The sequence below is a fragment of the Salinicoccus sesuvii genome (assembly GCF_042648145.1).
GTDB classification, from domain to species: domain Bacteria; phylum Bacillota; class Bacilli; order Staphylococcales; family Salinicoccaceae; genus Salinicoccus; species Salinicoccus sesuvii.
Map to the genome: position 1 here is coordinate 87,298 of NZ_JBHRWV010000004.1, position 25,536 is coordinate 112,833.

At 47.9% G+C, this 25,536-nt stretch carries 23 protein-coding genes; 4 read left to right on the plus strand and 19 right to left on the minus strand.

Annotated elements, in window-relative coordinates; genetic code table 11:
- Positions 1-113: 113 nt before the first annotated feature.
- The 3 genes from ACFOJ8_RS04950 to ACFOJ8_RS04960 are packed head-to-tail and all read right to left on the minus strand — an operon-like array spanning position 114 to position 2,874.
- Positions 114-515, minus strand: coding sequence for a PH domain-containing protein (locus tag ACFOJ8_RS04950; RefSeq protein WP_380652657.1), 402 nt, complete (start codon positions 513-515; stop codon positions 114-116).
- Between the two features lie 20 nt (positions 516-535).
- On the minus strand, positions 536-1,093 hold the full coding sequence (locus ACFOJ8_RS04955; protein WP_380652654.1) for a VanZ family protein: 558 nt from the start codon (positions 1,091-1,093) through the stop codon (positions 536-538).
- Between the two features lie 17 nt (positions 1,094-1,110).
- Positions 1,111-2,874, minus strand: a complete 1,764-nt coding sequence (locus ACFOJ8_RS04960) for an ABC transporter ATP-binding protein (RefSeq protein WP_380652651.1) — start codon at positions 2,872-2,874, stop codon at positions 1,111-1,113.
- A gap of 68 nt (positions 2,875-2,942) precedes the next feature.
- Between ACFOJ8_RS04960 and ACFOJ8_RS04965 the strand changes: the two genes are divergently transcribed.
- Together ACFOJ8_RS04965 and ACFOJ8_RS04970 are read left to right on the plus strand one after the other, a co-directional pair.
- Positions 2,943-3,839, plus strand: a complete 897-nt coding sequence (locus ACFOJ8_RS04965; protein ID WP_380652648.1) for an ABC transporter ATP-binding protein — start codon at positions 2,943-2,945, stop codon at positions 3,837-3,839.
- Positions 3,836-5,074, plus strand: a complete 1,239-nt coding sequence (locus tag ACFOJ8_RS04970) for an ABC transporter permease (RefSeq protein ID WP_380652645.1) — start codon at positions 3,836-3,838, stop codon at positions 5,072-5,074. The genes ACFOJ8_RS04965 and ACFOJ8_RS04970 overlap by 4 nt, the downstream gene beginning before the upstream one ends.
- Before the next feature lie 237 nt (positions 5,075-5,311).
- Here the strand turns inward: ACFOJ8_RS04970 and nagB are convergent, their stop codons facing one another.
- The 10 genes from nagB to pxpB form a co-directional block, all read right to left on the minus strand.
- A complete protein-coding gene (gene nagB, locus ACFOJ8_RS04975; protein ID WP_380652643.1) occupies positions 5,312-6,031 on the minus strand; it encodes a glucosamine-6-phosphate deaminase in 720 nt (239 codons plus the stop codon).
- Between the two features lie 22 nt (positions 6,032-6,053).
- On the minus strand, positions 6,054-6,650 hold the full coding sequence (locus ACFOJ8_RS04980; RefSeq protein ID WP_380652640.1) for a pyroglutamyl-peptidase I: 597 nt from the start codon (positions 6,648-6,650) through the stop codon (positions 6,054-6,056).
- 84 nt (positions 6,651-6,734) lie between these two features.
- The gene (locus ACFOJ8_RS04985) at positions 6,735-8,303 is read right to left on the minus strand and encodes a glutathione ABC transporter substrate-binding protein (RefSeq protein WP_380652638.1); all 1,569 of its coding nucleotides are present in this window, start codon (positions 8,301-8,303) and stop codon (positions 6,735-6,737) included.
- Between the two features lie 113 nt (positions 8,304-8,416).
- Positions 8,417-9,187, minus strand: coding sequence for a putative hydro-lyase (locus ACFOJ8_RS04990; RefSeq protein WP_380652635.1), 771 nt, complete (start codon positions 9,185-9,187; stop codon positions 8,417-8,419).
- A gap of 10 nt (positions 9,188-9,197) precedes the next feature.
- Positions 9,198-10,409, minus strand: coding sequence for an NRAMP family divalent metal transporter (locus tag ACFOJ8_RS04995; protein WP_380652632.1), 1,212 nt, complete (start codon positions 10,407-10,409; stop codon positions 9,198-9,200).
- A 14-nt stretch (positions 10,410-10,423) separates the two neighbouring features.
- Positions 10,424-11,182: a LamB/YcsF family protein gene (locus tag ACFOJ8_RS05000; protein WP_380652629.1), complete on the minus strand. Its 759-nt coding sequence runs from the start codon at positions 11,180-11,182 to the stop codon at positions 10,424-10,426.
- A gap of 14 nt (positions 11,183-11,196) precedes the next feature.
- Positions 11,197-12,543: an acetyl-CoA carboxylase biotin carboxylase subunit gene (gene accC / locus ACFOJ8_RS05005; RefSeq protein ID WP_380652626.1), complete on the minus strand. Its 1,347-nt coding sequence runs from the start codon at positions 12,541-12,543 to the stop codon at positions 11,197-11,199.
- 1 nt (position 12,544) lies between these two features.
- Positions 12,545-12,967 carry an acetyl-CoA carboxylase biotin carboxyl carrier protein gene (locus tag ACFOJ8_RS05010; protein ID WP_380652624.1) on the minus strand — a complete coding sequence of 141 codons (423 nt, stop codon included), beginning with the start codon at positions 12,965-12,967 and terminating at the stop codon, positions 12,545-12,547.
- 2 nt (positions 12,968-12,969) lie between these two features.
- Positions 12,970-13,950, minus strand: a complete 981-nt coding sequence (locus ACFOJ8_RS05015; RefSeq protein WP_380652621.1) for a 5-oxoprolinase subunit C family protein — start codon at positions 13,948-13,950, stop codon at positions 12,970-12,972.
- Between the two features lie 2 nt (positions 13,951-13,952).
- Positions 13,953-14,669, minus strand: a complete 717-nt coding sequence (gene pxpB / locus ACFOJ8_RS05020) for a 5-oxoprolinase subunit PxpB (RefSeq protein ID WP_380652618.1) — start codon at positions 14,667-14,669, stop codon at positions 13,953-13,955.
- 88 nt (positions 14,670-14,757) lie between these two features.
- Here pxpB and ACFOJ8_RS05025 point away from each other — a divergent pair, with 88 nt between their 5' ends.
- The gene (locus ACFOJ8_RS05025; RefSeq protein ID WP_380652615.1) at positions 14,758-16,020 is read left to right on the plus strand and encodes a M20 family metallo-hydrolase; all 1,263 of its coding nucleotides are present in this window, start codon (positions 14,758-14,760) and stop codon (positions 16,018-16,020) included.
- A gap of 47 nt (positions 16,021-16,067) precedes the next feature.
- Here the strand turns inward: ACFOJ8_RS05025 and ACFOJ8_RS05030 are convergent, their stop codons facing one another.
- The 3 genes from ACFOJ8_RS05030 to ACFOJ8_RS05040 all read right to left on the minus strand — a co-directional run bounded on the left by ACFOJ8_RS05030 (position 16,068) and on the right by ACFOJ8_RS05040 (position 19,049).
- Positions 16,068-16,655, minus strand: coding sequence for a TetR/AcrR family transcriptional regulator (locus ACFOJ8_RS05030; protein ID WP_380652613.1), 588 nt, complete (start codon positions 16,653-16,655; stop codon positions 16,068-16,070).
- Between the two features lie 27 nt (positions 16,656-16,682).
- Positions 16,683-17,891, minus strand: coding sequence for an MFS transporter (locus tag ACFOJ8_RS05035; RefSeq protein ID WP_380652610.1), 1,209 nt, complete (start codon positions 17,889-17,891; stop codon positions 16,683-16,685).
- Between the two features lie 171 nt (positions 17,892-18,062).
- The gene (locus ACFOJ8_RS05040) at positions 18,063-19,049 is read right to left on the minus strand and encodes a zinc-binding dehydrogenase (protein WP_380652608.1); all 987 of its coding nucleotides are present in this window, start codon (positions 19,047-19,049) and stop codon (positions 18,063-18,065) included.
- Between the two features lie 189 nt (positions 19,050-19,238).
- Here ACFOJ8_RS05040 and ACFOJ8_RS05045 point away from each other — a divergent pair, with 189 nt between their 5' ends.
- Positions 19,239-21,497 carry an ATP-binding cassette domain-containing protein gene (locus ACFOJ8_RS05045; RefSeq protein WP_380652605.1) on the plus strand — a complete coding sequence of 753 codons (2,259 nt, stop codon included), beginning with the start codon at positions 19,239-19,241 and terminating at the stop codon, positions 21,495-21,497.
- Between the two features lie 68 nt (positions 21,498-21,565).
- Here ACFOJ8_RS05045 and ACFOJ8_RS05050 read toward each other — a convergent pair whose 3' ends face one another.
- From ACFOJ8_RS05050 to ACFOJ8_RS05060, 3 genes are all read right to left on the minus strand, one after another.
- Positions 21,566-23,005 carry a sucrose-6-phosphate hydrolase gene (locus ACFOJ8_RS05050; RefSeq protein WP_380652602.1) on the minus strand — a complete coding sequence of 480 codons (1,440 nt, stop codon included), beginning with the start codon at positions 23,003-23,005 and terminating at the stop codon, positions 21,566-21,568.
- A 16-nt stretch (positions 23,006-23,021) separates the two neighbouring features.
- Positions 23,022-24,425, minus strand: a complete 1,404-nt coding sequence (locus ACFOJ8_RS05055; RefSeq protein ID WP_380652599.1) for a sucrose-specific PTS transporter subunit IIBC — start codon at positions 24,423-24,425, stop codon at positions 23,022-23,024.
- 97 nt (positions 24,426-24,522) lie between these two features.
- Positions 24,523-25,512 carry a LacI family DNA-binding transcriptional regulator gene (locus tag ACFOJ8_RS05060; RefSeq protein ID WP_380652597.1) on the minus strand — a complete coding sequence of 330 codons (990 nt, stop codon included), beginning with the start codon at positions 25,510-25,512 and terminating at the stop codon, positions 24,523-24,525.
- Positions 25,513-25,536 lie beyond the last annotated feature (24 nt).

The following is a 25,536-nucleotide window of genomic DNA, read 5'->3' on the forward strand; positions in this document are numbered from 1 at the left end:
TCTTCATCACTCTTTCTCTGATTCCCCCTCATTATACACGAATGATTTTTTCAAAGAAAATGAATATAAACATAAAAAAACCGAGCCTTTGCTCGGTTTTTCCAGAATGTATCCTAGCCCGCTTTCTGGGTGCTTTTCATTGTTGCATCGGAATCGAGACGTAACTGGCGGGATCTGTATTTATACAGGAAGCTTAAGAATTTGTCGAGCTTCCCATCAGAAACACTCTTCATGCTGATCTTGATCTCTCTACCAATCCATATATGAATGATGTTCCCTACCATCAACAGATTTTCGGTACTGATGCCTGTAATGTCTTTGTATTCCACCGGGTGCCTATCAATCCCATCTTCACTCCTAATGTTGACGAATATTCTTTCTGTCGTCGGAATGATTGCGCCATAGAAGGAATGGCAACCATTCTTTTCATATTCGATGGTACCGACGAGTTCAGGTCCAATCACTTCGTTGCCGCGCAATTCCACATCCCCTAAGCTTTTCAGTTTACTATGCATGCGACATACCCCCTTAATACTTATGGTTTCCTCTTACCCGCACTTACAAAATAATAAACAATTCCCAATTTTGAGAATATAAAACCAACCACCATGCCGAGGATTGCTCCAGACGTGTTCAATATCACATCGTCGATGTTGGTAATTCGTCCAATCGGCAGGATGTATTGAAGGGTTTCTATAATGATTGAAAACAAACAGGCAATGATAGTCGTCAGAAACTCATTTTTAGTAAACAGGTACATGAACAGGCCAAAAGGCACAAAAAGCAAGATGTTCATGCCGATGGAGTTAATGATGGCATAGTCCGTGGCATACTCGAACGTATCCAGTATACTGTAGAATGGTATGAATTGTGTTACTTTTTCAGGGTTTGAGCTTGGTAGCAGTGTCACCAGCAGGATGCCGATGATTGTCATCATCAAACCGATATGGACGACGAAGTCGACTCTCTTTTTTATGCTGTCCATGCGATAGCCGGCTCGACTGTTAATGAACAGTGCCACAACAACCACGACGATGAACAAAAGAATGAATACCGGAATCACCGGTTGAAACACTTCAAGTAATTGACGCATGCTTATTCCTCTTCACTTTATCCAAATTGTTGTTCTGTAAAAATGCGATACATTGTATGATGCTCAATCAATTCCTGGTGCGTCCCTTCCCCTGTAATATAGCCATTGTCGAGAAAGAAGATGCGGTCGGAATTGATGATGGTCGACAGCCTGTGGGCAATGACCAGTACAGTGCGCCCGCGCATCAGATCATCGAGAGCTTCCTGGACGAACTTTTCCGATCTTGAATCGAGACTTGCTGTTGCTTCATCAAGCATGAGTAGTTTCGGATCTTTTAGAAATGCCCGGGCGATGCCGATGCGTTGGCGCTGTCCACCAGAGAGCTTGATACCGCGTTCTCCAACTTCAGTATCTAGACCTTCTTCAAGCATCTCGACGAATTCACTAGAATAAGAACGTCTGACGGCGAGATCGATATCCGCCTCTGTATATTCATCATCATGAAGCCCATAAGTGATGTTATCACGAATGGTACCTGAAATGATGGCACTCTCTTGTGCGACATAACCGATATTGCGTCTGAGCGTACTCAGTGGGATATCGCGGATATCCACACCGTCTATAGAAATGCTGCCGGCATCTATATCGTAGTATCTTTCTATCAGCGCGAAGATGGTTGATTTGCCACTGCCACTCGGTCCGACAAAGGCCACTTTCTCCCCGTTATATGCAGTGAGACTGATCTGATGCAATATTTCCTTGTGCGATTCATAGCCGAATGCAACATCTTCGAATGCCAACGTATTGAACTCGACTGATGCATCCGACGCACTTTCATTCTCCTCTTCTGCTTTACCGAGTATGCCAATGATGCGTTCGGTGGCACCGAGTGCTTTGTTGTATTCCGTAAAAAACATAGCAAATCGCGTCATTGGAACAATAATTTGGAAGAGATAGAGAAGGAATGCCACCATAGTGCCCATGCTGAGCGTCCCTTCTGAGACTCTAACACCACCATAAGCAATGATTAGAATGATGACGAACATCATCACAGTACTCATAATCGGGGAGAGAAATGCATTGATTGATGCTTCCTTCATACCATAGCTATACAGTGAAAGAATGCCACTTTGGCCCCGCTTACGCTCGAATGCTTCGCCGTTAAAGGATTTCACGAGCCGCATTTCACTCAGTGTCTCCTGTATCCTCCCTGTAAATAGTGCCGTTTCATCCTGGAGCGCACGAGAAATCCGGCTCATACGCCGACCGAGCGGGATGATGATTACTAGAGAAGCTGGTACTGCGACGAACATGATCAGCGACATACGCCAATCGAGCAAAAATAAAATGACCACCGCACCAATAACAGAAATGATACCACTGATCAGCTGTGGGAAGTGACTCGTAATCAAATCTTTGATGATTGCCGTATCATTGACGACCCGGCTGACCGACTCCCCGCTTTTCGTCTGATCGAAATAACCGATTGGCAGCTTCAGAAATTTATCCCAAACACGTTCCCTGAGTTTCAGGATAATCGTCTGACCGATCCTTGCCAAAATGTAATAGGCCACCCCGTCAAGAGCGGCACTCAATACAAAAATGACGATGATCAGTGCGATGAGGCCTGTCGACAATAATTCTGGATCATAACCATCTATAAAACTCTGGGTTAAAAGCGGTACGATCAGAGATCCGATGGTACCGATCAGCGTCAAGAAGATTCCTGCAGCGAAAAGGCCTTTATTGAGCCGGGTCTGTCTAAGGAGCGCAATGAAATCTCTCAGAGAAGTCCGAGTATCCATGTCCATACCATCCAATCGTTTGTCATTTTGTTTCATCCAGTATATATTATCCCACTTCAATACTCTATGGTAAAATGACTTTATAGTGAAAAAGGAGGATGACCATGACACTGGAATTAAAGAACCTATCCAAAAGCTTTAACGAGCATACTGCTGTCGATCAAATCAACTTGAATGTCCCTACAGGCAGTATGTATGGATTTCTTGGAGGAAACGGTGCTGGCAAGACCACTACATTCCGCATGATTCTCGGACTACTTCAGCCGACTGCAGGGACAATCACCTACAATGGACAAAAAATCGACTACAATGTAACAAATGAAATCGGCTACCTGCCTGAGGAACGTGGGCTGCACCCGAAACTCAAAGTCGATGAGCAGATCCGCTATCTCGGTCAACTCAAAGGCATGTCAAAAAAGGAAGTCGACACGAAACTTGAAGAGTGGCTCGAACGCTTTGGTGTCCCTGAGAACCGCAATAAACGGATAGAGAAGCTATCTAAAGGAAACCAACAGAAAATCCAGTTGATCGCATCCATCATCCACAATCCGAAATTAATTATATTGGACGAACCGTTCAGCGGCCTCGACCCAGTCAATGTAGAAATCCTGAAGACTGCAGTCAAGGATTTGAACCGGCAGGGCGCGACCATTATCTTCAGTACCCACCGTATGGAGCATGTAGAGGAACTGTGCGAATCGTTATGTATTCTGAACAAAGGCAAACAAGTGATCAGCGGCAATATCGATGAGATCAAAAGCGACTTCGGTCAGAAAGAGATCATCATCGAGGGAGATCACGATATTGGATTTTTGCGTAACATGCCAGGAGTAGTAGATATGAAACAAGTCAGAAAGAAACACATACTTAAGATTGAAAATGAATCATACGCTGAGCCTATCTATAACGAAATTGTCAAACTCGGCTACTTCAAACGATTCCAAGTCAATGAGCCTTCCATAAATGATATATTCATTTCGAAAGTGGGGCATGAACTATGAGTAAGTTCCTAGCTACGTTTTCGCAGACATACTTATCCAAGGTTCGAGCCAAATCCTTCATGATCAGTACGCTTATCATTGTTCTACTCATATTCGTCGGTGCGAACTTCGACAAAATCATCGGTATTTTCGATTCTTCCGAAGAACTGACAACTCTTAAAGTAGAAAGCGATGCAGCATTCCTAACTCAGTTTGAAGCAGTCATGGATGCGCTCGAAACAGATATTGATGTTACCGAAAGTGATGGGGAAACGGGTTCAGCAGAAGCACTGCTTACCGTGGAGGGTACAGAACCTCTCTCGTTTACACTTGCAGCGAATCAGGAAATTCCAGCTGACCAGATGAATACCATCGAAACGGCACTTGCGGAAGTACAGCGCAATATTACTATCGAAGCGTTAAATCTCTCACCAGAAGAAGCGCAACAATTAAGTGCCCCTCCTGAAATTACGTATGACATCGCTTCTAGTGCCGATGATTTTGCAGAGTCGGAATCTGATTCTATGGCGCCGGAAATGTTTGAAACCAATATACTGAATACGATCATATTCTACGTCACGGTCATCGTTATGTTTTTCATCATCATCAACTATGCCAGTCAGATCGGCACAGAAGTGGCTATGGAGAAAACATCAAGAGTCATCGAGATGATCGTTTCAAGCGTTCCCCCGGTCACACACCTACTTGCTAAGATCAGTGCAATGATCTTAGTCAGCCTGACGCAGCTTGGCCTTTTCATCATTGCCATCGTAATCGCAATTCAACTATTCGATTTCAGTAGTATCATTTCCGACTTCGGATTAGAGTCCGATGATCAGACACTCACTATGATCATCTACTCGGTCATCTACTTGATACTCGGGCTCGTATTATATCTATCGATTTCTGCACTGCTCGGCTCCTTCATCAGCCGGATGGAAGACCTTCAGCAAGCACTCCTGCCGGTTACTATGTTTTCACTCATCGGGTTCTACATTGCAATCTTCAATGTATTCGGAAGCGCAGATAACATGCTGGTCAAAATATCCAGCTATATCCCACTCTTCACACCATTTGTTATGCCACTTCGAGCAATTAACCCGGATACGAGCCAGATTACACTGCTCATCGGCATTCTGATTCTTATTGCTTCGATTATACTCGCCATTATGCTTGCGGCAAGCATCTACCGGAACAGCGTATTATCGACAAGTAACGGTATCTTCAAAAATCTAAAGCGTATCAGAAAAGAATAGCGTTCACTACAGTAAGAGGCATGCCAACATGGCATGCCTCTTACTTAACATGTCTATTCATTTTTTCGTTGCGCTTCTTTCCATGTGTCCGTCTGTACCAAATACCCCATTGCCAAAAGTGGCAGAATCGAACCCGCAATAATAATTATAGCCATCATACTCACCACTTCCCTTCTTATAGTAATTATACCCTAAAAGCTTCAAATGAGAACTTTAAATGCAGATTTTCCAGTATTTTTATTCAAGTGCCTCGTCGTCTGCAATGACAGTCACATCACGGTGGAGTTGCAGAATGGTTGCCGGCAGCTCCTCTGATACTTCGCAGTCGATCATGCACTCGAGCGCCTCTTCCTTCTCATCACCGGATACAAGCAAGAGGATGGACCGGGCGTTCATGATGGTTTCTAATCCCATCGTGATTGCCTGCTTCGGCACTTCATCCACGGTGTCGAAAAATCTTGCATTGTCGTTTACCGTCGTCTCCGTCAGATCAACGACGTGGGTTCTGGAGTCAAACGGCGTGCCCGGCTCATTGAAGCCGATATGTCCATTTCTACCAATGCCAAGAACCTGAAGGTCGACACCTCCGAGAGACGCTATCAGTTGCTCATAGCGTTCGACTTCAGCTTCTAGATCTTGTGCACTACCGTCTGGCAAGAATGTATGGTCCTTAGGTATATTTACTTTGCTGAAGAACAGAGTGTCCATATACTGGTGATAACTTTGTGGATGATCATCTGCCAATCCGACATACTCATCGAGGTTGACAGTGTATACGTGGGACAGATCAACTTCGTTTTCATTCAGCATCTCTGCAAGATGATCGTACATCGCTTCCGGCGTCGATCCTGTTGCCAGTCCGAGCACCAGACGTTCGGAGTTAACGATTTTATCGTATACTGTCTGTGCTGCAAGCACACTCATTGCATCGTAATCTTCTACACCCCTGAGTTCCATAGTCATCCTCCTCTATTCATTACTATATAGTTTTTAGTACGATGCCGATCGCCTTATTGATGTCGTCTTGGGACCAGCTGGGTACACCGAGCTCTGTACCGATTTCGTGATGGGCCGGCACATGGATAAAGCCAGCCGGTATATCCAAAGCTTTTTGTCTCAATATGTTAAGCGTTGTAAACATCAAATTATTACACAGATATGTTCCTGCAGTATTTGAAATATCAGCAGGTATATTATGCGATTTTAAAGCTTTTTCGATACGTTTGATCGGCAACGTAGAGAATAGACCGTCCGGCCCCGATTCATCGATTTTCTCACCGTCTGGATTGAATCCCGCATTATCTGTACGACCATCAATACAGTTGATGGCAATACGTTCAACGTGCACTGTATGTCTACCGCCTGCAAGACCTAAATTAATAATCGCATCTGGCTGGATGGCATCGATATCCCGTGAAATTAGGTCGTTAATCTGATCGAATACAACCGGATACACCCGTCCCACTATTTTAAAGTCCCCTATTGTTTCACCATCGAAATGTTCTACAACTGTACCCGTCGGATTTTCCTCAAACTGCAGAAAGGGTTCAAACCCCGTCAGAAGCAAAGTCTTCATGCTCTCATCCTTTCATTAACCTGATTCCCAATAACTATACCAGATTATAATAAAAGCTCCCATCTAAAAGATGGGAGCTCATATTTATTCAAGATTTTTAAGATATGGGAAGCTACTCGGGTACTGATAGTAGCCTTCTAGATCATCGTTAATACCTGCAAGCAGTACTGAATGGTAAATTGGGACGAGCGGTGCTTCATCAATGATAATCTGCTGAGCATCCGCGTATTCCTGCATACGTGTTGCTTCATCTGTTTCCGTGCGTGCTGCGTCAAGTAGTTGGTCCACTTCATCATTAGCAAATCGGGTACGGTTGCCCGGTGCACCATGGTTGTCTGAATGGAACATTGGATAGAGTCCATAGTCTGCGTCCAAAGTCACAGTACCCCAGCTACCCATGAAGAGGTCATGTTCACCGTTAGCCGTATATTCCTGATAGGCGCCGGATTCCATCTGGTTGATCTCGAGTGTGATATTGAGATCGCTCAGTTCCTGCTGGATGTATGTGGCAATATCTGAAGTTGTGCGATCATTGACGACGATTTCAGCTGTAAAGCCATCGCCGTGTCCACTCTCTTCAAGCAACTGTTTGGCAGCTTCTTTATCGTATTCAATCGGATCAAGATCATCACTATGGCCGTTGACAGTCGGATTGAGTGGTGTCTCAGCTACAGCAGGGATGCCTTCAAGCATCTCATTGATGATGGATTCCTTATCGATAGCCATCGCAATGGCACGTCTGACGTCCGGATCATCAAAAGGTGCCTTCTCAACGTTGAAGCCCATGTATGACATGCTGGCACTTTCGTGCTGCTCGACCCTTGCACCATCAGTGTCATCGATGCGTGCAACATCACTTGGATTCACCGGATAGATAAGATCTGCATCCCCTGTTGAAAGTTCAGCAATTCTTGTACCATCTTCAGGTACAGCTTTGAATGTGACGGAAGCTGGACTTGCCGGTTCGCCCCAGTAGTCTTCGTTACGCGTCAGTGTAATGTGATCGCCTTCTGCGATTTCCTCAAATTTAAAGAACCCGGTACCGACTGGATCGGCATTTACCTCTGTTAACGGCTGGCCGCCATCCTCCATATTTTCGTAGTCACGGTCGATGACTTCCTTGCTGATCATATTACCGCCCGGATGTGCCAAGTGTGCTGGTAATGCTGCAAATGGTCTCGCGGTATGGATGTTTACAGTGTAGTCATCCACGATTTCCACTTCTTCAATTTCAGTAAATAGAAACTCGAGTGGTGCACCGACTTCAGGGTCACGGACACGATCGAGATTGGCTTTGACGACTTCTGCATTGAATGGACTGCCATCATGGAAAGTCACACCTTCACGCAATTTGAATTCCCATGTCGTATCGTCGACTTGTTCATAAGACTCTGCGAGCCCTGGTTCAAGTTCTAAATCTTCATTCATGCGGACCAATGTCTCGTAGATATTGATCATAACATACAGTGAATAGCCATCATTCGCTGCATGTGGATCTAAAGAACTTGGCATTGCCAGTAGGCTGAAGTCGATATCTTCCCCACCACTGTTCTCACCTTCTGACTCTGCAGCCTGTTCTTCTACATTACTGTCATCTGTGCACCCAGCAAGCGCCAGTATGAAGACGAACAAAAACATATACAGCTTCTTCATTTTTCCACCTTCTTATTCTTTTTGCTTATTATACCTATAAAACCACTAGGAAATAAAGCCTAAATTTGACGAAATTGCGACCAACTTGAAAAATTTCGTTAAAAAACAAATAATTATGTGGTCTTGAAGTCTTCGTTGTACATATCCGTCACAAACATGTGACCGGGGGCATGGGTGATCATAATTTCTGGTTTGGCGTTGAGCGCCGCATTCTGCGGTGTCACTCCACATGCCCAGAACACTGGTACCTCGTCTTCGCCAATATCTATTGCTTCTCCGTATTCTGGGTGCATGATATCAGTGATACCAATAGCAGATGGATCTCCGTAGTGGACCGGCCGACCATGCATGTTCGGGAACTGTGCCGTTATGTCTGACACTCGGTCCACTAAGGGTTTTTCAAACGGTCGCATCGATACGACCAATTCGCCTGAGAAGATACCGGCTGAGGTGGTCGCGATATCTGTTTTGTACATTGCGACATTTCTCCCCTGCTTAATGTGTTTCACTTCGATGTCTGCCTCAAGAATCGCTTGTTCGAAAGTGAAGCTGCATCCAATCAGGAAGGTGACGAAGTCGGACTGCCAGTAGTCTCGGATATCCGCTACTGTCTCAGTTAGCACACCTTCTTTGTAGATATTGTATTTCGGGACATCGGTGCGGATATCGGAGCCTTCTGCATATATACTCTCGACCTTGCCATCTTCTATCACTTCGATAATCGGTACGGCTTTTTGGTTTCTCATAGCATAGAGCAGAAAATCAAATGCATACGATTTTGGCAGAATGACGATATTGGCCTGAACATTCTCCCCACTGGCACCAGAGGTGGTCCCGTCGAACACGCCCTGCCTTATTTTCTTGCGCAACTGTCTTGCTTCCATGTTTATCCTCCTATCCGTTCCAGAGATCCTGTAGACCTTGCAGTGAAATGATACCTGCGCCGATAGTAACAATGACTGCAATGATACCAAAGATGATCATCCAGGTCGGATGACGGTAGTCACCGACAATCTTTTTGTTTCTTGAAGCGAGCAATACTGCTCCGAGCGTGAGTGGCAAGATCAAACCATTGAAGGCGCCCGCTAAAATCAGCAGAGTGACCGGTCGTCCGACGAGAGTGAAAATCACCGTCGAAATGACAATGAAGCTAATGATGACAATGTTATTATAGTCGTCAAATACTCTGTGGAGTGATCTCAGGAATGAAGCACTTGTGTAGGCTGAACCGATGACGGAGGAGAGTGCAGCAGCGACTAGGACCAGACCGAATATCTGCATGCCGATATCACCGAGCGCAATTTGGAAGACGGATGCCGGCGGGTTGTCGGGATTGAGAGTCGCTCCACCCGCGACGACACCGAGTACTGCCAAGAACAGCAGCACACGCATAACACCGGTTGTTAGAATGCCGTAGTTGGCCGCTTTGCTGACGAAACTGAGGTTGTCAGGCCCTGTGACCCCTGCTTCGATCAATCGGTGGGCCCCAGCAAATGTGATGTAGCCCCCGACCGTACCACCGACTAGCGTCACGATTGGTAAAAAGAGTGTCATCGGATCTTCTGGCAGAATTGCCCGGTAGGCCGCTTCACCATATGGTGGGTTTGAACGAATCATGACGAATGCCGTAATGGCAATCATCAATACGCCAAGAATCTGGATGATGACATCCATGACCGCACGCCCATTTTTAAGTAGAAAGACAGCGATGGCGGTAATACCAGCAATTGCCGCACCGATACGCGGGTCCCATCCGAAAATGGCATTAAACCCGAGACCTGCGCCGGCGACGTTACCGATGTTGAATGCAAAGCCTCCAAGAACGATGAGAAAGGCAATCAGATAGCCAAGACCCGGGAACACCGCGTTGGCTACATCCTGTCCCCTTTTACCGGATACACTCAGCACCCGCCATATGTTGAGCTGAGCACCGATATCAATGATGATGGATGCCAGAATGGCGAACGCGAAACTGGCTAGGAACTGTTCGGTAAACACACTTGTCTGTGTCAGGAACGCAGGCCCAATTGATGAGGTCGCCATTAGGAATATGGCACCGAACAATAGTCGACGCTGTACTGCAGTCATTTTTGGCTTATTCTCCATACTCGAACCCCTCTCTACATTGTCTGTGTAGTAACTCCTTCTGTACCGAGCTGTTTTCTGATTTCCTTGACGAACTCGAGTGCTTTAGCCCCGTCGCCATGGACACAGATGCTGTCAGCCTGAATCTCGATATCCTTACCGTTCACACTCTCCACGCGTCCTTCCTTGACCATGCGCACGACCCGGCGGACCGCTTCTCTAGTGTCAGTGATCATGGCCCCCTCTTTTCTGCGACTGACCAATGTGCCATCATCTTCATAGGCCCTATCTGCGAATACTTCGTGTCGAACTGCAAGTCCTTCTGCCATCCCTGCTTTCACTAAGTTCTGGTTGGATAGTCCCATCAGTTTGAGCGACGGATTGTATGCTTTTACTGCCTGGGCGATGGTTTCAGCTAACGCCATATCATTGAATGTTGCATTGTACAGGGCGCCGTGCGGTTTAACGTGGTTCATCTCGATTCCCGCCATGCGGCAAAAGCCGTCCAGTGCGCCGAGTTGATATACAACCATTGCATGCACTTCCGGCATCGACATATCCATATACCTTCTACCGAACCCCATTAAATCCGGAAATCCAGGATGCGCACCGATGCCAGTCGTCCCACTTTTTTTGATCAACTGGACAGTTTCAAGCATGACTGATGGATCACTCGCATGGAATCCACACGCAACATTTGCTGATGAGATCAACGGAATGATCTCATCATCGTTGCCAATCGAATAGTTGCCGTAGCTCTCTCCAAGATCAGCGTTCAAATCTACTGTATACATGATTGGTCCCCTTTCTACTCGGTAATGCGATTATTCAGAAGAAACTTGATGTCCACTGTATTGGACCGATAGTTCGGATGTTGCATCAAATAGTGCTGGAAATCGAGGTTCGTCCGGACCGGACCGATGACTGTCTCATCAAGCACGTGCATCATCTTTTGTATTGCCGCATCTCTTGAAGGTGCGTGGACGATGACCTTAGCAATCATAGAGTCATAGTACGGCGGCACCGTATATCCTGGATAAATATGCGAATCGATTCTTACGCCATGTCCCATGCCGAAATGCAGGGTGTTGATGGGCCCAGGGGCTGGCATGAAATTATCCGACGGATCTTCCGCATTGATGCGGCACTCGATCGCAAATCCGTTAATGGTTACTTGATCTTGGGTCACAGGCAAAGGCCTACCGTCAGCCACTTCAATCTGGAGTCTGACGATATCAATGCCTGTAATTTCTTCCGATATCGTATGCTCCACTTGGATGCGTGTATTCATTTCAATAAAATAAAAGGCCGCTTCCGACTCAACGTATAAGTATTCGACCGTCCCAGCCCCTCTGTAGTCGAGCTTTGCCACCGCTTCTGCTGTACGCCTGGTGATATCGTCACGCAATGCTGCATCCAGCACCGCGGCCGGTGCTTCTTCTATCAGTTTCTGATTGTTGCGCTGGATGGAACAATCCCGTTCGAACAGGTGGATGGCTTCCCCTCGCCCATCACCGACGACCTGCACTTCGATGTGGCGTGCACGTTCGATGAACTTTTCGATATAGATCCGATCATCACCAAACGCATTCTTCGCTTCTTTTTTAGCATCTTTATACTGTTTTTCGAGTGCGGATTGATCATGCACGAAACGCATGCCTTTGCCGCCCCCGCCAGATACTGCCTTGATGACAAGCGGGTAGCCAATATTTTGTGCGACCTTTTCCACTTCCCCAAAGCCATCGACAACCCCGTCACTGCCGGGGATGACCGGTACGCCTGCAGCTTTCATCGTCTGGCGCGCCATTGCTTTATCTCCCATGCGGGAGATCGTGTCCGCCGTCGGACCGATGAAGGTGATCCCCATTTCCTCCATGCGTCTGGCGAAAGCTTCTGATTCGGATAGGAAACCATAGCCAGGATGAACAGCATCCGCACCACTCACTTCGATGGCGGCAGCAATCGCATCGAAATCGAGATAGCTGTCACTGCTTTTCGCCGGCCCGATACAGATCGCTTCATCTGCCAAGGCAACATGGAGACTATCACGATCCGCTGTAGAGTAGACCGCGACACTACGCACATCCATCTCTTTTAACGTCCGGATGATTCTGACGGCGATTTCGCCGCGATTTGCGATCAACACTTTCTTCACACTAGTCCTCCTTTGGCTTTATGGAGAAAAGTGGCTGATCGTACTCGACACTCTCCCCATTGCCGACATGAATTTCTTCCACGGTACCCGCTACATCGGCCTTTACTTCATTGAAGACCTTCATCGCCTCGATGACGCCAAGTGTATCGCCCACACTCACAACATCTCCGACGGAAACAAATGTTTCGTCACTATTCTCTTCCTTCTCAATAAAAAATGTACCGACCTGTTTGGCAGCGACCGTATGTGCGTCCGGTGCCGCCGCGTCGCTCTGCACCGATGCCCCCGTCTCGATAGATGCTTCTTTGGATGCGCCTTTTGCCTCGAGATGTATTTTGACATCACCGTCCTCTATGCTTAGTACTTTGAGATTCTCTTCCTTCAACAGTTTTGCATATGCCCTTATTTCTTCGATATCCACCATTATCACCTCTCCATTATTTTTGCGACTTTCCGTGCTGAAGGCCTCACGTGTGCGTGGAACAGGTTATTGACTTCGAGATAGTCCCCATTTCTAATGCGTGTCATCTCTTCTTGGTACAATGCACTGGCTGCTTCAGCTGTTATTTTTGTAAACTCCACTATATCTCCCGGCTTTTTCTGCACAAACTTCGGAATGTCTACACGCGCGACTGTCCCAATGCGTGCATAACCGCCAGCTGTCTGCCTGTCATTGAGCAATACAATCGGCTGACCACCTTTCGGTACTTGAATGCTGCCGAGCTGTGTTGGTTCGGACAAAACGTCGTGGTCTGGTGTCGCCGTGAGCTCAGCACCATCAAGCCGGAAGCCCATACGGTCGCAATCTTTTGTCAGACTGTACGGAGCACTGAAAAACCGCGCCTGCATTTCACCATTGAATCGGTCAAACTGCTGTCCGGGTATGACCCTGATGGTGTCATCCGCTTCCGACTCGCGTATTTTATACGGCCTTATAGTCCCACCTCCGACTGAATGGAGGACGTCCCCGGTTTCGAGTGTCCTGCCCCCGCATCCGCCGATACCGCTACGGACATGGGTCGAGGCGCTGCCGAGCACCGGTGTGACTTTGAACCCACCGGAGACCGCCAAGTATGTCCGGGCACCACGCGCTGACCCAAACTTAACTGAGCTGCCCTTTGAGACGTGGATCGCCACGCCTGATGGACAGTCCATGTCGTCAATCTGCATTTCCATATCTGCCCCCGCTGTTGCGAGGATGGTATCTTTCAGCACTTCAAATGCAGCACCTTTGTAAGTCATCTCAATGCCAGCGGCGTTTTCATCATTGCCGAGCAGCTGGTTTGCGAGCATGAGCGCCCGGTAGTCCATCGCACCTGCTGGTGAAAATCCTTGAGACTGGTGGCCGAACCTTCCAAGATCCTGAACTGTCGAATAAAGTCCGGGGCCTGTCACTTTTAATGTCATGATTACCCCTCCCTCACTTCAAATTGGATATCGTACTCTCCCGCTTTGATACGGGCGGCAATTTCCTTGAACTCGGCTTGATCGATTGGGCGGTAGACAATCCTGTCTCCCGCTTCGTAGAGAATCTGTTCTTCCCGGCCACGATCAAACAATGGCACGGGGGTCCTGCCGAGCAGGTGCCAACCGCCTGGGGATTCGAATGGGTACATGCCTGTCTGCTTGCCCCCGATGCCGACGGACCCCGGGGGTATGCGCACACGCGGCGTTTCAAGCCGTGCTTTATAAAGCCGTTCGTCGAGTCCTCCAAGATAAGGAAACCCTGGCATGAAACCAAGCATATAGACGAGGTATTCCTTATTGGCATGCAGCGCAATCACCTCTTCTGGAGACAATCCATCAGATTCAAAGCTTTCGATATCCGGGCCGTATTCACCGCCGTAGCACACCGGAATTTCAATCACACGGTATGAGACCTTTTCTTCAAGCAGTGATGATTCGTCAACCTTTCCGACCGCTTCCCTCAGGGCGGTCACATCCGTTTTAAAAATATCAAAATAGATGATGAGACTCGTATAGGAAAGCACAATTTCTTCGATTCCAGGGAAAGTCATCTCTTCAATACGATGACGCAAGGCCACGAGCTGACGGTTGATTTGCTCATCAATTTCGTCACCCAGGTGAATCGTCAGTGCGTTTTCCGAAAATTGCTTGATTTCCATCCGCCCACTCCTCTACTGAATATTCTAACTTTTATTATAAACCTTCATGGTTTATTATCAAAGAGAAGAAGTGAAGGGAGAAATGATAATGAGAGTGTTTACAGAGAAGATGTCCGCAGAAAAACTCGACGATAGGACAAGCGAGCGGCTCCATCGGCGGATACTTGAAATATCCAAAATCGGCCGGACGGAAAACGAGGGCGCCAAAAGAATGGGGTATTCTGAAGCGGAATCGCAAGCAAAGAGCAAGGTGATCGAGTGGATGGCGGATATTGGCATGCACGTCAGAAAAGACGGTGCTGGCAATGTATTTGGAACCTATAAAGGTGCAGATGACTCCAAAGTATTCATGGCCGGCTCCCATATTGATACTGTGCCCGATGGTGGACATTTTGACGGGGCGGCAGGCGTACTGACAGCACTCGAGATCGTGACACTCTGGCACGAGGCATCATACAGACCGAAATATGATTTTGAAGTCGTCATATTCTCAGACGAGGAAGGTAGCCGGTTCAGCAGCGGACTGACCGGCAGTCGGGCCTTTATGGGAATGATCGAGGAAGCTGAACTCGACAAGTACCGTGACCCATTTGGTCAGACATTCGACGAGGTCATCGGCAACATCGGCTCAAACAGAGAACAGTTCCTCAATGCGGAAGGACCCGCCAAGCAGATTGCGATGTACGCAGAAATCCATATCGAACAGGCAAAGCAGCTTGAAGAAAAAAATCTACCCGTCGGCATCGTCAGTGGTATCGCCGGGGCAACACGGACGAAAGTTACATTCCATGGTGTGGCAGGGCACGCGGGCAGCACACCGATGACCGAGCGTAAAGATGCCCTCGTCAAAGCATCGGAGTTTATCAGTACGCTTCCTGAAATCGCCAAAAGCGTCAGTCCGACCGCTGTCGCCACTGTCGGTAAAATGACTGTGAGTCCAGGCGGCGTCAACGTGATTCCAGGCCAGGTTGAACTTGTCGTCGATGCACGTGACATCGATGAAGCGCACCAATCGAAACTGATCCAAGCCGTCGCGGATCATGCGCACGACATTGTAAAGGACAGTGACATCACTGTTGACACTGATCTGACTACCCGTATTCTGCCGATTCCCATTGATTCTGAAATCATCGACAGTATGGAAGCGTCATTCAAGCGCCACGACCTACTGCCGATTCACCTGCCAAGTGGCGCGGGTCACGACGCCATGAGCGTCGGGACACAGTTCCCCGTTGCGATGCTATTTGTCCGAAGTATTGGAGGCATCAGTCACAGCCCTGAAGAATTCACCCACATCGAAGATCTCACCCAAGCCGTTAAAGTGCTGAAGGATTTCTTCGAAAACCAATAAGAAAAGCGCAGGTCCTTTAAGGAACCTGCGCTTTTTTCGCATCATTTTTAGACTGAAGCTGGTCTGATACCTCTTTGGAAGACTTCCCATACACGGTCGAACTCACCCTCCTGGTAGGTTTTCCCGTAGAAATCCGGCGTAACAGCCAGTCCATCCAAGAGAAGGAAATAGGTTGAATAGATCTGAGCGTTAGACAACTCAGCATCGATCTCCCCTTCCCGTTTCCCCCGCTCTATAATATCGTCGAATAGGACCCTGGCAGTATTTTCAGATTCTGTATATCTTTCCATGATATAGTCCTTTAGCTCCTGTGGCTGATATCTTGCGTAGCGATAGTAAAAATCCGCACTGGCGTCACCTGTACTATCAAGAGACATCGTCTTCATCAGATCATGAAGAATTTCCATCACGCGTTTTTGATTGTCGTTTAGTACGCTTTTGAGGTGTGCGATATAGTCTTGCATTTCTTTATCCAGTACATCCTTGAAGATATCTTCCTTACTTTTGTAGTGGGAATAGAGGGAGGGCTTTTTGATGGCCACAGCCTCTGCGATCATCGACATGGAAGTCGCTTCGTATCCGAACGTACCGAAGAAATTGCGACTTTCCACTATAATACTTTCTTTCGTTTCCATCAGTAAAACTCCTTTGGTGAGTCTTTATCACGTGATCTGTGTACGATAGTCTTTTGCTTTGACGAAAAGACCAATTGTAATCATTATACCAATGACTGCGAATATGACGATAACAATCTGGATGGATACCCCGATGCTCGTCAAAATACTGACGATGGCGTAGGCAATCGGGTCAAACCCGTTCATCGCCAAAAAGATTAGACTCATAACACGGCCCATCATCCGCCCTTCTGTGATTTCTTGTGCCGCTGTGAAGAACGGGACGAAGACGAATGACATGGCTGATCCTACGAAGAAGAGCACGATGGCGAGTAATATCAGATGATTAAGGAAACCGAAGAAAAGATAAAGGGACAATGCAGCAGCCAGACCGTATAGTGTCACCAGTCCCTTTCTTCTGACGTAGAACTTGCCTAAGATCAATGTACCCACAATCATCCCTGTACTCAAACTGACTTCCATATAGCTCAAGTTGATCGGCGTGCCACCGAGCAAGTCGACAATCAGGGGCATGCCGATCTGCAGTGTACCGAAAATGAAAAAGTTCATGGTGATCAGCACGAGAATACCGATCATTAAAAACTTCGATGCCTTCACGTAACTGAACCCTTCCTTTAGATTCTGTACGGGTGTCTGACTGTCTGTCTTTTCGACTGCCGCCTCCCGTATCAACGGTGGGAACACGAATACTGCTGAGAGACCAACCAGTATGAAAGCGACAAAAAAGCTTGTAGTGACAGAAGACACCTCCATGATGATGCCAGCTAGCGCCGGACCGATAATGAAACTGATCTGATCGACACCTTGGAAATAGGCATTTGCCTTCTGCAATTTAGATTTCTCAATGGTTTTCGGAATCATCGATGTACTTGCTGGTCCGAAAAACGCATCGAGCATACCGAACAGGCCACCGATGATAAGCAGCCATACGACTGTCAGCGCACCGTTAAATAGAAGGAGCGTCAGTATGAGCAGGAGCAGCGCCTGCGACAAATTTGTATAAAACATGATGGTCGTCTTCTTGTACTTATCCGCGACGACACCGCCGTAAGTCATCATGGCGAGCCGCGGCACTGTAATGGCGATCAGTACGATGCCGAGCATATTGTTCATATCAACGACCCGGATGACATACCACGTGGTGGTGGTCAGAAACATGCTGAAGCCGACGACCGCAAACAGACTGGCAAAGAAAAGTAGCACGAATGTCCGATTTTTAAATATATTATTATTCATTATTGTCACCTCATTATTTGACTACCGACCGGTAGGTAGCCACTATATCACGGTGATCTGACTTTCACAACCCCTTTGTTTCAAATGCTAAAATGATCGTACTTAAGGCTTAGGAATGATAGTATGTAAAAAGCAGGCGGCATCCGTGTAGATGCCGCCTGCTTCACCATTCTATTCATCTTGCATTCTGACGATGATCTTGCCGTTGGTCTCGTTATCCTTCAACATCTTCAGTCCTTCGGGTAGTGCTTCGCGAGAAAGTATTTTATCAATCACTGGGTCCAAGTCGCCCTTGTCCAGTTGCCCCATCAGTTCACTTGCCATATGCGCCAGGTTGTCAACGGCTTTTTTAGAGCCGCTGGCGTGCGCAGCACCAAGTGCCACTTCGTGGGTGGAAGGAGAGAGCGTAAATGGTTTGATACCACTCATATCTGGTGCCCCGGCAATGTAGGCCAATTGTCCCGAAAAAGCGAGTCGATCGAGGTCTGCCGTTGCTTCGTCCGAGCTGACTGTATTGAAAATCAAATCGACCCCTTCACCATGCGTTTCTTCCATGATGCGCTCTGTCACATTTTCATTCCTATAATCGATTGCCACATCGGCGCCAAGTGTCTTCACCCTATCGTGACTGTCTTTAGACGCGGTAGTGAATACAGTGTGACCAAGTTTTTTTGCGAGCTGCACCGCGAACCCACCGACACCGCCTGAGCCGCCATGAATAAGGATCGTTTCCTTCTCAGCAGCGCTTAGCTTCTGGATGACTGCCTGATACGCCGTCATACCTGCAGTCAGGATGGCGGCGGCTTCATCAAATGAAACACCTTCAGGTATCTTTGCTGCCGCTGAAGCATTGACGACTGCCTGCTCAGCAAATGCTCCCGGTTTGCTCAAATCCGTATGGATGGCGACACGGTCGCCGACTTCAAATGCTTCGACGCCCTCCCCGACTGCCATCACTTCGCCTGATAGATCGACACCCGGCGTGTGGGGATACTGCCATTCAGGGTGACCCGATTCAACCAGCTTGTAGTCGACAGGATTGAGGGCTGTACTGATCACTTTGACTACCAGTTCCCCGGCTTTTGCTTGGAGATCGTCTACTTCTTCCAACTTTAAATTATCAATGCTTCCAGACTCTTTGAGTTGCCATGCTTTCATGATTCAAACGCTCCTTTATAATCGTAAGATTAATCTCTTTGTTTGGCAAACTGAATTGATTATATTACTATCATTCCCTGAAGTTCCCCTGTCATAAACTATCTGCGCTGGATATTCCACATCTTTTATCGTCTGCTCACGTGTCCTTTTCAGTTTGACAGGGTAGACTGTACAGAAGAGGTGAAAGTCATGTCGAATATACGCATCAAAGGCGCCAACCAGAATAATCTTAAGAATGTAAGCGTCGATATACCAAAACACAAACTTACTGTCTTTACGGGACGTTCCGGCTCCGGTAAATCGTCCCTAGTATTCAGTACACTGGCTGCAGAATCGGAACGGTTGCTTAATGAAACCTATTCAAGCTATATCCAAAACCAGCTGACTCAATATGAAAAACCAGATGTAGACCAGATAGAGAATCTGCCCGTCGCAATGATTATCAACCAGAAGCGGCTCGGGGGGAACTCCCGCTCGACTGTAGGAACGATATCGGACATCTATTCGTCTGTCCGCTTACTTTGGTCGCGGATCGGCGAACCATTTGTCGGCTACTCCAACATCTTCTCCTTCAACAACCCGAGCGGCATGTGCGAACGCTGCCAGGGACTCGGTTACGTAGAGGATATCGATCTTGATGAGTTGCTCGACTACGACCGGTCACTCAACGATGACGCCATCCGCTTTCCGTCATTTAGACCAGACAGTTGGCGCGGCAAACGCTATCTTTACAGTGGGCTGTTCGATAACGATAAGAAGCTCAAGGACTACTCCAAAGAAGAGATGGAAACCTTCCTTTACACAAAACCAAAGAAACTGAAAGATCCGCCGGACAACTGGCCGAGAACCGCGAAGTTCGAAGGGCTCGTCCACCGCTTTAGACGCTCATTCCTGCTCAATGATAATTTCGAGAAGAAGCGTTTTATAGAGGATGTGGAACGTGTTGTAACAAGCCGCAAGTGCCCAGAGTGCGAGGGTAAACGGCTCAACGAAACCGTCCTTTCGTGTAAAATCAAAGATCTGGATATTGCTGACTTTACGCACCTGTCGATTGAAGAAGCCATCCCATTCCTAAAATCTCTCGATGATCCGAAGTCGGAATATATCATCCGACCGTTACTTGACCAGATGGAATCCCTCGCCTACGTGGGACTCAACTATCTGACACTCGACCGTGAGACCCCTTCCCTATCAGGCGGTGAGTCCCAGCGGATCAAACTGATCCGTCACTTGAACAGCCCATTGACCGATCTTGTTTATATCATCGATGAACCGAGTGTCGGACTCCATCCGGAAGACATTGAGAAGATTAATGAAATCATGTGCTCGATCCGCGACAAAGGTAACACTGTACTCGTCGTCGAACATGACCCCGATGTCATCGACATTGCGGATCACGTCATCGATATCGGCCCCGGCGCCGGTCAACATGGTGGCGAAGTGATCTTTACAGGATCATACGACGCACTCATGGCCTCGGACACTCCGACCGGTACTGCACTGAAGCGATCCCATCAGCTGAAAGATGACCCAAGGACACCACAAGACTTCATCCATCTCAAGAATATTACCCGGAACAATCTGAATGATGTATCCGTCGATATACCCACATCAGCACTGTCTGTTATCACCGGTGTCGCCGGTTCAGGCAAGAGTACCCTTATTCGTACCGGCTTCAAAAAAGATAAAGATGCCCTCTTCATCGACCAGAAGCCGGTCCGTGCGTCCAACCGCTCCAATCTTCTGACCTACATGGATCTGTTTGACGAGGTTCGTACATTCTTCAGTAAGGAGACTGGACTGAGAAAAGGCATGTTCAGCTACAATTCGGAAGGCGCCTGCCCTGAATGCAACGGCAAAGGGGTCCTAAAGACAGAACTCGCTTTCATGGCGGATTTCTCCCAAACTTGTGAAGTATGTCATGGCACCAGGTATCGTCCGGAAGTACTTGAAGCCAAAGTTGACGGCTATTCCATTGCGGATGTCTTGGCACTCACGGTTGAAGAAGCACTGACCGTCTTCACATCCAGCACCCGCGTAGTCGAACGTCTCGGCACCGTCAAGGATACAGGCCTGCATTACATGACACTCGGCCAGTCCCTTGATACGCTCTCAGGCGGAGAGATTCAACGCGTCAAGCTGAGTCGCTATCTTGATAGTGAAGCCACCGGCAAGACATTCATCTTCGACGAACCAACGACCGGTCTGCACGAAGATGACATACCGACCCTACTCGACTGTTTCGAGCAACTGATCTCACAAGGCAACACCGTCATCATTATTGAGCACAACCTGACAATGATGACCCACGCCGACTGGATTGTCGATGTCGGACCTGGCGCCGGCGCAAGAGGCGGCCGCATCCTCTATAGCGGAACACCGCGCGACTTACTGACTATTCAAGAGTCCATTACAGCCAAACATCTGAAAAGATATATAGAACTATAGAAACAAGGGGGCAGACATATGTCTGCCCCCTTGTTTCTATAGTAGCCGATATCTGGCACGTTCACTTCTTATATATCCACTCTGCCGCTCTCAATCTCCCATACTGAAAGATCGAAGTGCATATGCCCTCTAATATTTACCGCGTCATCGTCTGTCGGGAAATAGCGGCTCGTTACAACGGTCTCCCCCCCATTGACGAAAATTTCTACAGATGAACGGTCGACAAAAATCTGCAACTCGGAGAGCAGATCCAGACTGAACGTGCGCTGCTCCGTGTCTGTACCCTCGAACGTCCTTCTTTCAACAGTAAGCCGATTCGCCACGTAAGAGATGTTCAAAGTGTTCCTGATATCCATCTCAAATGCCTCTTCGACCGGACGGGTGAATGTCAAGAGCATCTCGCTCATCGGTGCAATGACTTCACGAAACGCGACATCTTTCTCGAGTTCAAGCTTGGAATAGTGTTTTTTATGGCCTCTTAACTTTTTGAGTTCGGTGACTGGCTGCTGCACCAGTACACCATTTCTTATTTCGAGCGCCCTTGGTATCGTCAGGGCGTGGATCCAGTTGTTTCTGATTGTCGGATGATTCTGCTCTTGATCATCGGTCATGCCCATCCAGCCGAGAAGTATCCTGCGTCCCGACCCATCGGTGAAGGTTTGCGGGGCGTAGAAATCAAAGCCTTTGTCAAGTTCCGCAAAGCTGCCATGCTGGAAAGTATGGTTGCTGGAATCGAACTCTCCAATAAAGTATCCCGCCTGGAACAGGTTGTGGTAGTCATCGCCAGCTGCTTCCAGCCCTTGTGGACAGACGATCAAGACGTCCTTATCAGAAAGTGGGAATAGATCGGGGCACTCCCACATATAACCGAAGTCCCGGAGTCCATTCATATCATTGCCCGCAACGGGACCGATAAATTCCCAGTCCGTGAGATTCTCTGAACGCGCAAGCACTGCTTCCCCTTTAAGTGAAGTATTTTGGGCGCCTAGGATCATTAGCCACTCATTACCCGATTTCCAAACTTTCGGATCTCTGAAATGGGGTGTGTAGCCTTCTGGCAGGTGGAGCACCGGCCCTTTCTTGTCGAAATCGATGCCATCCTCTGATACCGCCAGACACTGATAGGTGGACCTCTGATCCTGCGCGTCCTTCACGTTGCCTGTATAGAAAAGATAGAGGACGCCGTCATGTTCAATCGCACTGCCGGAATAACATCCATTCTTGTCGTACCATGCCTCCGGCTTCAGTGCCGCGGGTTCTAATCTCCAGTCGATGAGATTCGTTGAAGTATAGTGCCCCCACGCCTTGTAGCCATGCGTTGTACCAAAAGGATTCCACTGGAAGAAGATGTGGTAAGTCCCCTTGAAGTAGATCAGACCATTCGGATCATTCGCGAGGCCGACCGGCGGCATCAAGTGATACTCCAGATGGTAAGGATCGTTGTGAACATACGCCCTGTTGCCTGCGACCGCATCGTTTATCTGGATCTGGATATTGTCTTGTTTCATTATGGTAAAACTCCTTTTACGCTTCAGTGATTTCTTTGGCTTCTTTATCGGAGTATCCGAATAGCCACGTCAGAACGAATGCTACAGCGATTGCGACCAAGTTGACCAACAGATACATGAAGATTTGCTCATTCAGGTAAAGTAATGTCCCAGGAATGACGGTAATCGCCATGCCGGTCCCAGCAAGTCCTGAGATGGAAGCAACAAATCCGCCAGCCGCCCCGCCGATAAGTCCCATGATGAATGGCTTGATATAGCGCAGATTGACACCGAAAATGGCCGGTTCCGTAATCCCGAGGAATGCCGAGAATGAAGACGGCAACGCTAGCGCTTTCAGTTTCTTTGATTTCGTCTTTAGACCAACCGCAAGTGTCGCTCCACCTTGTGCTGCCACACTTGCAGTGATGATGGCATTGTAGGGATTTGCACCCAGCTCATCGAGCAGCTGTATTTCAAGCAAGTTGAAAATGTGATGGACACCGGTGATGACAATGATCTGGTTGAGACCCCCGATCAAAATACCACTGATGCCAAATGGCCATGCCAACACCGCAAGTGTCGCTTGTAGTATGACCCCTTCAAGCGCGTGGAATATGGGTCCGATGATAAAGAGCGCCAGTGTAATCATAAGCAAGAGTGTCAGAAATGGTGTGACAATCAGATCCAACGCTTCTGGGACTCTGTTGCGGATGAACCGCTCTACTTTCGCACCGATGATACCCGCGATGAACGCTGGCAAGACAGAAGCCTGATAGCCAACAACTGGAATGAACCCGGCGAACATAATCGGCTCCCCGCCGCCTGCAACGTCCCATGCATTCGGTAATGCAGGGCTCACAAGCATCAAACCAAGGATGAGACCGATGATCGGTGTCCCGCCGAATACCCGGAAAGTCGACCAGGCGACAAGTGCGGGGAGGAAGATGAATGCCGTGTCCGTCAGAACTTCCGTAAAGAGCAGGAAGTTCTCTGAGATATCGTCTGGAGTGAGGCCAAATAATCCGAGAACCTGCTCCTGTACAATAAGCCCGCGCAGACCCATGAAAAGCCCTGTGGCAACAAGAACTGGGATAATCGGCACGAAGACGTCGCCAAATGACCGGATGGCACGTTGTATGGGATTGCCTTTCTTAGTCCCTTCTTTTTTCGCTTCGTTTTTCGTTGACCCTTCAAAACCGAACTTGAGCATTTCTTCGTGGACTCTATTGACTGTACCGGTTCCGAAAATGATCTGATACTGACCGGAATTGTAAAAGGCACCCTTCACCTTATCGATGTTCTCGACTGCTTCCTGGTCGATCTTGCTCCGATCTTCTATGATTAAGCGTAAACGTGTGGCGCAATGAGCGACAGAAGAAATATTGTCTTCTCCCCCTACTGCTTCAATGACTGATTTGGCAATCTTACTATTTTCCGACAACTTCAACACTCCTTTTAGCTAAATAATCTGAATAAGGGAATCGATTCCACATTTGTGCAGAAAAAAATGAAAACGAATGTTTACGCTTTCATTCTTACTATAAACTATCTCTCTCAACAAGCGTAAAGTCAAGCACTTTTTTATCAGATATCTCTTTATCCTCTTCGAGAATCTGAAGAATAATTTCTGCCGCCGCCGCTCCAGCCTGGGCGTGTGCGTATTCTATAGTTGTCATCGCCGGGTCAATGAAGCGGCTAGTTTCAGAAGAACCGATACCGACAATGGCAATATCACCTGGGATACTCAGCCCTTGCTGCTTTATGTATCGCCACGCACCGAGTGCCATCCTATCCGTCGCTGCAAAAACACCATCCAGGGAACCCGCAGATTCATGCATCATACGTTTCATTGCATCATAGCCGGAATCAATCGAGAAGTCGCCTTGTTGTATCCAGGCATCTTCTATATGAAGGCCATGTTCGGTCATCACATCCAAATAGCCCTGTTTCCTTAGGACGCCGACCGACCGGTCCGCTTCGTCGACACCGATATAGCCGATATGCTTGTGCCCCTTCTCAATCATGAGCGTTGTCATGTGACGCGCTGCCGCATAGTCATCAAAAGTGACTGAAGGGACGCCGGCCATTTGCTGGCCGACGAGGACTACAGGCACTTTGGACGCTTTAATTTCATCAAGCAGTGCCTGGCTTGTATTCGTCGCAATCAGGATAATGCCGTCGACTTGACGGTTTTGTAACAGTTTGAGATGCTCAAGTTCCTTTTCACTGTCTAGGTTTGTACTCGTCAACAGAATCTGGTAGCCGATTGCTTCGAACACTTCCGTCATACCATTTACTGTTCTTGAAGATGTATCCGTGCTGATCTTCGGCAAGATGACACCGATGATTTTAGTCTTTTTCGTCCGTAGCGACTTCGCATGCTGGCTTGGGACATAGCCCGTCTCCCCGATGACGTCCATCACCCTTTTTCTGGCCTTCTCACTGACGTATCCCGTATTATTAATCACCCGGGATACAGTTGTCCGCGACACTCCGGCTTGCTCTGCGATATCATTGATGGTAATCATTGCTTCACCTGCAGTTCCATTCTT